The following is a 7,197-nucleotide window of genomic DNA, read 5'->3' as shown; positions in this document are numbered from 1 at the left end:
CGATACGCTTTGCCGGCCCGATCCAGCGCATCGGCACATCGGCGACATGCTGGCTGTAGGGCAGCGTTTCGCCGCAGTGCCAGGCGAGCGCGATATCGAGGCTGCCTGACAGGACCCTTTCGGCAAGGTCGTGGCTGCGTGCGATCCTGGCTTCGATCTTCACCTTGGGGTGCGCCCGGGCAAATCGGCCGAGCACGTCCGGCAGCACCGCCTCGCCGAAATCTTCCTGCAAGCCGAGCCGTACCCAGCCTTCCAGCTCGACACCGTGGATGGCGGATGCCGCCTCGTCATTCAATTCGATCAGCCTGCGCGCATAGCCGAGCATGGTCTCGCCTGCCTCGGTCAAAGCGAGGCCGCGTCCTGATTTGCGGAAGATCGGCGTCGCCGCCTGTTCTTCCAGTTTCTTCAATTGCGCGCTGACCGCCGACGTCGACCGGCCAAGCCGGTCAGCGGCCTTGGCAAAGCTACCCAGCTCCATGCCGGTGACGAAACTGCGCAGGACGTCGAGGTCGAATGTCACGCGTCGCATGTTGGAAGTCCCGATTTTCAGGATTGTAAGTTCAAAACTTCCTGATTTTCAGGACGAAATTATGGCGGTAGGGACAGATCGTCAAGGCCGGACCGCTGGCCAGCACGGGAAATGAAGTCATGTCCGCCATTGTCAATTGCACCGACCGGCAGCCGTCGGAACTTCTGGAAGATACCGGTTCCACCGGGAGGGTGTTCACGCCGGGCCATCGCTGGAAAGTCCTGGGCATCGGCGTTGCCGCCAATGCCGCCTTCTCGGCTACGTTCTCCGGCATCCCGGCGACGGCGGTCGTTCTTCGCCAGGGCTATCACCTAGGCAATGCCGAACTCGGTCTGGCGCTCGGCCTTCTCGGGCTTGGGGTCGCGCTCAGCGAACTGCCCTGGGGCTTGCTCACCGATCGCTGGGGCGACCGCCGCGTGCTGTTGATCGGGCTCGGCGCGACGGCGGCGTGGCTCCTGGTCATGGCGATGCTGGTCGTGCCGACAAGGACCGGTACTCCCGATGTCACGCTGCTCTCCACGAGCCTATTCATCACCGGATTGCTCGGCGGCAGCGTCAACGGTTCGAGCGGCCGCGCCATCATGGGCTGGTTCCGGGAAAACGAGCGCGGCTTCGCCATGAGCATCAGGCAGACGGCGGTGCCGCTTGGCGGCGGCCTTGGCGCGCTCGTGCTGCCCTCGCTTGCGCTGGCTTTCGGCTTTGCCGCGGTGTTCGGGGTGCTGGCGGGCGCATCCGCTCTGTCTGCCCTGTTCGCCTGGCGCTGGCTGCACGAGCCGCCGACGGCGGGCGAGGGCCATCCCGCTTCGGCTGTGGCCGGACCGGCGCCGCTGCGCAATCGCGACGTCTGGCGTATCGCGACCGCCATCGGCCTGCTCTGCTTTCCGCAGGTGGCCGTGCTCACCTTCGCCTCCGTATTCCTGCACGACTTCGTTGGGTTGGGAACGGCGGCAATCAGTGCCAGCCTCGCCGCGGTGCAGATCAGCGCCATGGTCATGCGCATCTGGAGCGGCCGCTTCACCGACCGTTATGGCAACCGCCGCCAATTTCTTCGCCTGTGCAGCGCGTTCAGCGCCCTTGCCTTCGCCATGCTTTGGCTGCTGGTCCTGTTCGGCCCAACCATTCCGGGCGGCCAGCTCATCTGGTCGGCGGTTCTTCCGGTCGTGCTTATTGTCGCAGGCATCTCTGTCTCCGCCTGGCACGGCGTCGCCTACACCGAGCTTGCCACCCTTGCCGGCGCCGGCCATGTCGGAACCGCGCTCAGCCTTGCCAACACCTTTGTTTTCGTCGGCTTCTTCCTGGTGCCGGTGGCCATTCCGGGGCTCTTGCACCTCTGGTCCTGGTCCGGCGTCTGGCTGGCGGCCGCCATCTGCGCGCTGATCGCCCGGCCGATCTTCCTGCGCCCGGCCTGAATGGTCCGGCCGCAAAATCGCCCGACTTCGCAACCACGACCTCGGGCCGACCGGGAAAACCCGATCGAATCCGTTAACGTCCCATCAAGGTTAATGCATCATTTTGCTCTCCAGTGGGGTCTGTAGCGTTCCTGGAGAGAGTTCCGTGCATCGACGTGTGTTGAAGCGGCTGGTTGCCGCCGCCGGTGAGAGAAAACGTGGCTTTCTGGGTCCGCTCGTCATCGGTTTCGGCATCTGGATCGGCTTTCCGACCGTCGCCGCCTATCAGGACATGACGAGCCTCGTTTCCGGCCTCGAAGCATCGAGCACGCGCTGGAATTCCTATGTCGAGAAATCCGTCGCCGGCTCGACCCACGCGGCCGAGATGCCCTTTGTCGATTCCGATGTCACCGGCTCCATTTCCGGATCGGGCGTCCACCTGGCCGGTGTCGGCAACGTGTCGTTTCGCGGCAAGGGCGGCAAGGTCAGCGCCACGCCCGATGAGGACCGCGTCGTGCGCGCCGAGAAGAAAGGGCGCATCGTCCAGATGTCTCCCGTCGCACCCCCGAAGAACTTCAACGCCGGCTCGATCTTCGAGCGCACCTCCTCCTTGCTGCGACCCAGCATGGACAGCGGCCTGAAAATGGCTTTCGCCAAGCCGCAGATCAAAGGCAAGGAAATCCAGATCGCCGCGGCATTCCATGCGCGCGAGGACAAGAAGCCGGATCCCGGCGTGCCGGCCATGCTGGCGGCGCTGGTCAACAACGACCATCCGGATGTGCTGGCCACCGCCTATGCGCAATCCGAGCCGGACTATGCCAAGGCATCGCCCTTCGAGGCCCTGCTTCAGGACGAGCAGCCCAATGAGGGCCGCTTCATTCCGCCGATGGCCAAGGGCGATCATTCGTGGATCCAGAACCCGCTGCCGGCGAGTGTCTTCTCCAAGAAGGAGCAGGCATGCCTTGCCAACGGAATCTATTTCGAGGCGAGGAGCGAATCCGTGCGCGGCCAAGCCGCTGTCGCTCAGGTCATCCTCAACCGCGTCCGCAATCCGACCTATCCGAATTCGATCTGCGGCGTCGTCTACCAGAACGACAGCTGGTTCAACCGTTGCCAGTTCTCCTTCGCCTGCGACGGCAGGAAGAAGCGCATCGATAGCCCAGCCGCCTACAAGACCGCCCAGGAGATCGCCATGGCCGTCACCGCCGGCAAGATCTTCATTCCGGAAGTCGGATCGTCGACCCACTACTATGCCCAATATGTCCACCCCGGCTGGGCGCGCACGATGCAGAAGATGACCAAGATCGGCCTGCATATCTTCTATCGGACCTATGGCGGCGGCTGGAGCTGAGTGCGGAGCAGCCGCTGATCCTTGATGTGGCGCGCAGCCGATCAAAGAGCCATTGCGCGGGGGATTCGCGCCATGCATCCTCGTCATCCTGGCGGGCACGATGTCGCACCTTCGTAATTCATTGATTTTATTGCCTAAAATACATGGCAATGAACTTCCGCCCGTGGCTTGACGGGCGCAAACCCTCTAACTATGTTGCCGGCGACTTTAGAAGCGGACGGACGGTGACGGTCTGACCGGGCAGGGGGGTTGCGATGGCCGACAAGAATGGGCCAGACGGAACCGGAGAAACCGGCCGCGGCAATCAGCATGAACCCGACATCCGCGACGACGATCTTGAGCGCCGCCGCCGTGACCTTGAAGCTTCGCTTGCGACAAGGCGGCCGGGCCGGCTCGAGGGGAAAGACGACGCGAAAGCGGGCAGTGTGGCCGGTTATGGTCAGGCGCTCAAACTCTCCAGCGAGTTTATCGCCGGGGTGGTGGTGGGTGCCGGCATCGGCTGGGTCATCGACCGTCTGGCGGGGACATCGCCATGGGGTCTGATCGTGTTTCTGCTGCTTGGTTTTGGCGCCGGAGTGCTCAATGTGATGCGTTCCGCCGGCGTCGTGGCAGAATTTGGACAGGGCGATAAATCGCGCCGTGGCCAAGACGACAAGAAATGACCGCGCACCATGTGCGGTAATGGTAACGAGGCCGTACGCGGCATTGACGGGGTTTGAACGTGGCAGCTGACAAGGTCGATCCGATCCACCAGTTCCATATCAACAAGCTGATTCCGATCGACATCGGCGGCTATGACCTGTCTTTCACCAATTCGGCGCTGTTCATGGTCGCAACCGTGATCGTCGCGGCTGGATTCCTGTTTCTCACGACGTCGAGCCGCAGCCTGGTTCCCGGGCGGCTTCAGTCGGTCTCCGAGATGGCGTACGAGTTTGTCGGCAACATGTTGCGCGACGCCGCCGGCACGCAGGGCATGAAGTTCTTCCCTCTCGTGTTCTCGCTGTTCATGTTCGTGCTCGTCGCCAATCTGCTTGGCCTGTTCCCCTATTTCTTCACCGTCACCAGCCACATTATCGTCACCTTCGGCCTTGCCGTGCTGGTGATCGCAACCGTGGTCGTCTACGGCTTCATGAAGCATGGTCTTGGCTTCCTGAAACTGTTCGTGCCGCACGGCGTGCCGGTCTTCCTGCTGCCTCTCGTGGTGCTGATCGAAGTAATCTCCTTCGTGTCGCGCCCGGTCAGCCTCTCGGTTCGTCTGTTCGCCAACATGCTCGCCGGCCACATCACGCTGAAGGTGTTCTCCGGCTTCGTCGTCAGCCTGAGCGCGCTCGGCGCGGTTGGCGTCGCCGGCTCGATCCTGCCTCTGGCGATGGCGGTGGCGCTGACGGCACTGGAACTGCTGGTCGCCTTCCTGCAGGCCTACGTCTTTGCCGTGTTGACCTGCATGTATCTCAACGACGCCCTGCATCCAGGGCACTAGGTCCAAAAGTTTCCGGCCCAAAGATTTCCAACATTGGCGCCGGATGGAATCGCAACGGAATTTTAGATCCAAAGGAGTTGAACAAATGGACGCAGAAGCAGCAAAGTACATCGGCGCCGGCATCGCTTGCCTGGGCATGGGTGGCGCGGGCATTGGCCTCGGCAACATCTTCGGCAGCTACCTGGCGGGCGCACTGCGCAACCCGTCGGCCGCCGATGGCCAGTTCGGCCGTCTGATCTTCGGCTTTGCCGTGACCGAAGCTCTGGGCATCTTCTCGCTTCTCATCGCGCTTCTGGCCCTGTTCGGCTGAGCACTCGGGAAGATTGGACAGGCCGGCCGCGCAAGCGGCGGGCCTGAATTTCGGGGATAGTCCATGTTCGTGACATCTGCCTTTGCGCAAGAGTCCGCGCCATCAGCCGATACCAGCCACGCTGCGACGGAAGGCGACACGCATTCCGGCACCAGCGTGCCTGCTGAAGCGCATGGCACGTTTCCGCCATTCGATCCGGCGACGTTCCCGTCGCAGCTTCTGTGGCTGGCGATCACCTTCGGGCTGTTCTATCTCTTCCTGAAGCGGGTGGTGATGCCGCGCGTCGGCGGCATCATCGATGTCCGCAACGATCGCATCACGCAGGACCTCGACCAGGCGGCCAGGTTGAAGGGCGAGGCCGACGCCGCCGTTGCTGCCTACGAGCAGGAACTGGCGGAAGCCAAGACCAAGGCCAACGCGATCGGCCAGCAGGCCAACGACGCTGCCAAGGCCGAGGCCGACACCGCTCGCAAGAAGGTCGAGGCTGCGCTCGACGCGAAGCTTGGCGAAGCCGAAGCCCGCATTTCTTCCATCAAGGCCAATGCCATGAAGGAAGTCGGCAGCATCGCCGAGGACACCGCTTCGGCGATCGTCGAGGCTCTGGTTGGCGGCAAGGCCAGCAAGGCCGAGATCGCGGCCGCGGTCAAATCCGTGGCCCGGTGAGGAGCGCATCATGGATTACACATCTCTCGCGACGCTCTGGGCCACGATAGCCCTGATCATCTTCCTCGGCGTTGCCGTCTACATCAAGGTGCCTGGCATGATCGCCAAGGCGCTCGACGCCCGTGCCGCCAGGATCAGCAATGAACTGGACGAAGCGCGCCGGCTGCGCGAGGAGGCCCAGCAGCTGCTCGGCCAGTACCAGCGCAAGCGCAAGGAAGCCGAGCAGGAGGCCGCCGACATCGTCGCTGCCGCCAAGCGCGAAGCCGACATGCTTGCCGCCGACGCGCATAAGAAGACCGAGGACTATGTCGTCAGGCGCACCGCGCTTGCCGAACAGAAGATCGGTCAGGCCGAGCGTGATGCCATCAGCGAAGTGCGCGCCAGCGCCGTCGACATCGCCGTCGAGGCAGCACGCGCGCTGCTTGCCGGCAAGATCGACGCCAAGGCCGGTGCAGATCTGTTCAAGGCTTCGCTCGCGGACGTGAAGTCGAAGCTGAATTAGGCGGTTCGTCTAGCCAGTCATCGAAAGCCGCCCGGGCAACCCGGCGGCTTTTTTGTTGCGGCGCTGAAGCTGCCAATCTCCCCCCTCGTGGGGGAGATGCCCGGCAGGGCAGAGGGGGGCGTGAAGGAACGCTAACCTTTGTTGTCCTAAGGTCTATCGGGACAAGCCTGAGGGCATAACTGCAATCGATTGAGAGGCCGGCGGGACAGCGCCCCCCTCTGTCCTACCGGACATCTCCCCCACAAGGGGGGAGATTGGCTTGTCGTCGTCGTCGCTCAATCCAGCCCGGCGAAGCTCTCTTCTTCCACCACGTCCACCTCGGCCCCACCCAGCCGGAATGGCGCAAACGACACGCGGTGCAGCCGCGCCACCGGGCCATGCGCTTCGATCGCGGTGCGATGACGAACCGTGGCGTAGCCCATATGGACTTCGAACCCGTAGCGGTCGTGATGGTTGCCGCAGCCGCACATCATGCGGTCGCGCATCACCTTGGCGACGATCGAGGCGGCGGCGATCGACTGCGAACGCTGGTCGCCCTTGATCAGCGCGCGCCCTTCACAAGGCAGTCCCGGCGGCACGTCGCGTCCATCGGCAAGCGCAAGCTTCGGCCGGACCGACAGCCCTACCAGCGCGCGCCGCATGGCTTCCAGGCTTGCCTTGAGGATGTTGCTGCCGTCGATGCCCTCGGCGCTGATGGAGGCCATCGAGACCGCCTGTGCGGAGCCGAGAATGCGCAGGAACAGGGCCTCACGCTGTAAATGGCTGAGGCGTTTGGAATCGTCGAGGCCGTCGGGAATGTTGGCGGGATCGAGCACCACCGCTGCGGCGACCACCGGCCCGGCCAGGGGGCCGCGGCCTGCCTCGTCCATCCCGGCGACCGGCCACAGGCCCTCCGCCATCGCCTTCGTCTCGAAGGAGAAGTCGGGCTTCTCGATGATCTCAAAGAGAGGCGGAGAATCAGAACGCGCGCGAGC

9 protein-coding genes are annotated in these 7,197 nt (G+C 63.6%); 7 read left to right on the top strand and 2 right to left on the bottom strand.

The genetic code is table 11. The annotated features are described in order from the left end of the window. The coding region (locus EOA22_RS19530; RefSeq protein ID WP_127390152.1) for a LysR family transcriptional regulator at positions 1-529 on the bottom strand (529 nt) is incomplete at its 3' end. A gap of 119 nt (positions 530-648) precedes the next feature. Between EOA22_RS19530 and EOA22_RS19525 the strand changes: the two genes are divergently transcribed. From EOA22_RS19525 to EOA22_RS19495, 7 genes are all read left to right on the top strand, one after another. Further along, the gene (locus tag EOA22_RS19525; protein ID WP_063167647.1) at positions 649-1,938 is read left to right on the top strand and encodes an MFS transporter; all 1,290 of its coding nucleotides are present in this window, start codon (positions 649-651) and stop codon (positions 1,936-1,938) included. A gap of 145 nt (positions 1,939-2,083) precedes the next feature. Then, entirely contained in the window at positions 2,084-3,268 is a 1,185-nt protein-coding gene (locus tag EOA22_RS19520) for a cell wall hydrolase (protein ID WP_063167648.1), read from the top strand. 254 nt (positions 3,269-3,522) lie between these two features. Continuing rightward, positions 3,523-3,930 (top strand): AtpZ/AtpI family protein, encoded by a 408-nt coding sequence (locus tag EOA22_RS19515; protein ID WP_013532844.1) that lies wholly within the window; start codon positions 3,523-3,525, stop codon positions 3,928-3,930. A 59-nt stretch (positions 3,931-3,989) separates the two neighbouring features. Further along, complete coding sequence (locus EOA22_RS19510) at positions 3,990-4,748, top strand: F0F1 ATP synthase subunit A (RefSeq protein ID WP_013532843.1); 759 nt, start codon at positions 3,990-3,992, stop codon at positions 4,746-4,748. Positions 4,749-4,833: 85 nt separating this feature from the next. Next, the gene (locus EOA22_RS19505; RefSeq protein ID WP_006206606.1) at positions 4,834-5,058 is read left to right on the top strand and encodes a F0F1 ATP synthase subunit C; all 225 of its coding nucleotides are present in this window, start codon (positions 4,834-4,836) and stop codon (positions 5,056-5,058) included. Positions 5,059-5,121: 63 nt separating this feature from the next. Then, on the top strand, positions 5,122-5,721 hold the full coding sequence (locus EOA22_RS19500) for a F0F1 ATP synthase subunit B (protein ID WP_013532842.1): 600 nt from the start codon (positions 5,122-5,124) through the stop codon (positions 5,719-5,721). A gap of 10 nt (positions 5,722-5,731) precedes the next feature. Beyond that, positions 5,732-6,223 carry a F0F1 ATP synthase subunit B gene (locus tag EOA22_RS19495; RefSeq protein ID WP_013532841.1) on the top strand — a complete coding sequence of 164 codons (492 nt, stop codon included), beginning with the start codon at positions 5,732-5,734 and terminating at the stop codon, positions 6,221-6,223. 275 nt (positions 6,224-6,498) lie between these two features. Here the strand turns inward: EOA22_RS19495 and EOA22_RS19490 are convergent. After that, positions 6,499-7,197 (bottom strand): ribonuclease HII (locus tag EOA22_RS19490; protein ID WP_127390151.1); only part of this gene is annotated, 699 nt, incomplete at its 5' end.

The organism is Mesorhizobium sp. M7A.F.Ca.US.014.04.1.1 (genome assembly GCF_003998745.1).
In the GTDB taxonomy this organism is placed as follows: Bacteria; Pseudomonadota; Alphaproteobacteria; order Rhizobiales; family Rhizobiaceae; genus Mesorhizobium; species Mesorhizobium ciceri.
This window is presented reverse-complemented; position numbering and strand designations above follow the sequence as displayed.

What these genes read in the sequence shown, in the direction of transcription:
- EOA22_RS19525 (WP_063167647.1), top strand. Translation starts at nt 649, where the DNA reads ATGTCCGCCATTGTCAATTGCACCGACCGGCAGCCGTCGGAACTTCTG.
- EOA22_RS19515 (WP_013532844.1), top strand. Translation starts at nt 3,523, where the DNA reads ATGGCCGACAAGAATGGGCCAGACGGAACCGGAGAAACCGGCCGCGGC.
- EOA22_RS19505 (WP_006206606.1), top strand. Translation starts at nt 4,834, where the DNA reads ATGGACGCAGAAGCAGCAAAGTACATCGGCGCCGGCATCGCTTGCCTG.
- EOA22_RS19500 (WP_013532842.1), top strand. Translation starts at nt 5,122, where the DNA reads ATGTTCGTGACATCTGCCTTTGCGCAAGAGTCCGCGCCATCAGCCGAT.
- EOA22_RS19495 (WP_013532841.1), top strand. Translation starts at nt 5,732, where the DNA reads ATGGATTACACATCTCTCGCGACGCTCTGGGCCACGATAGCCCTGATC.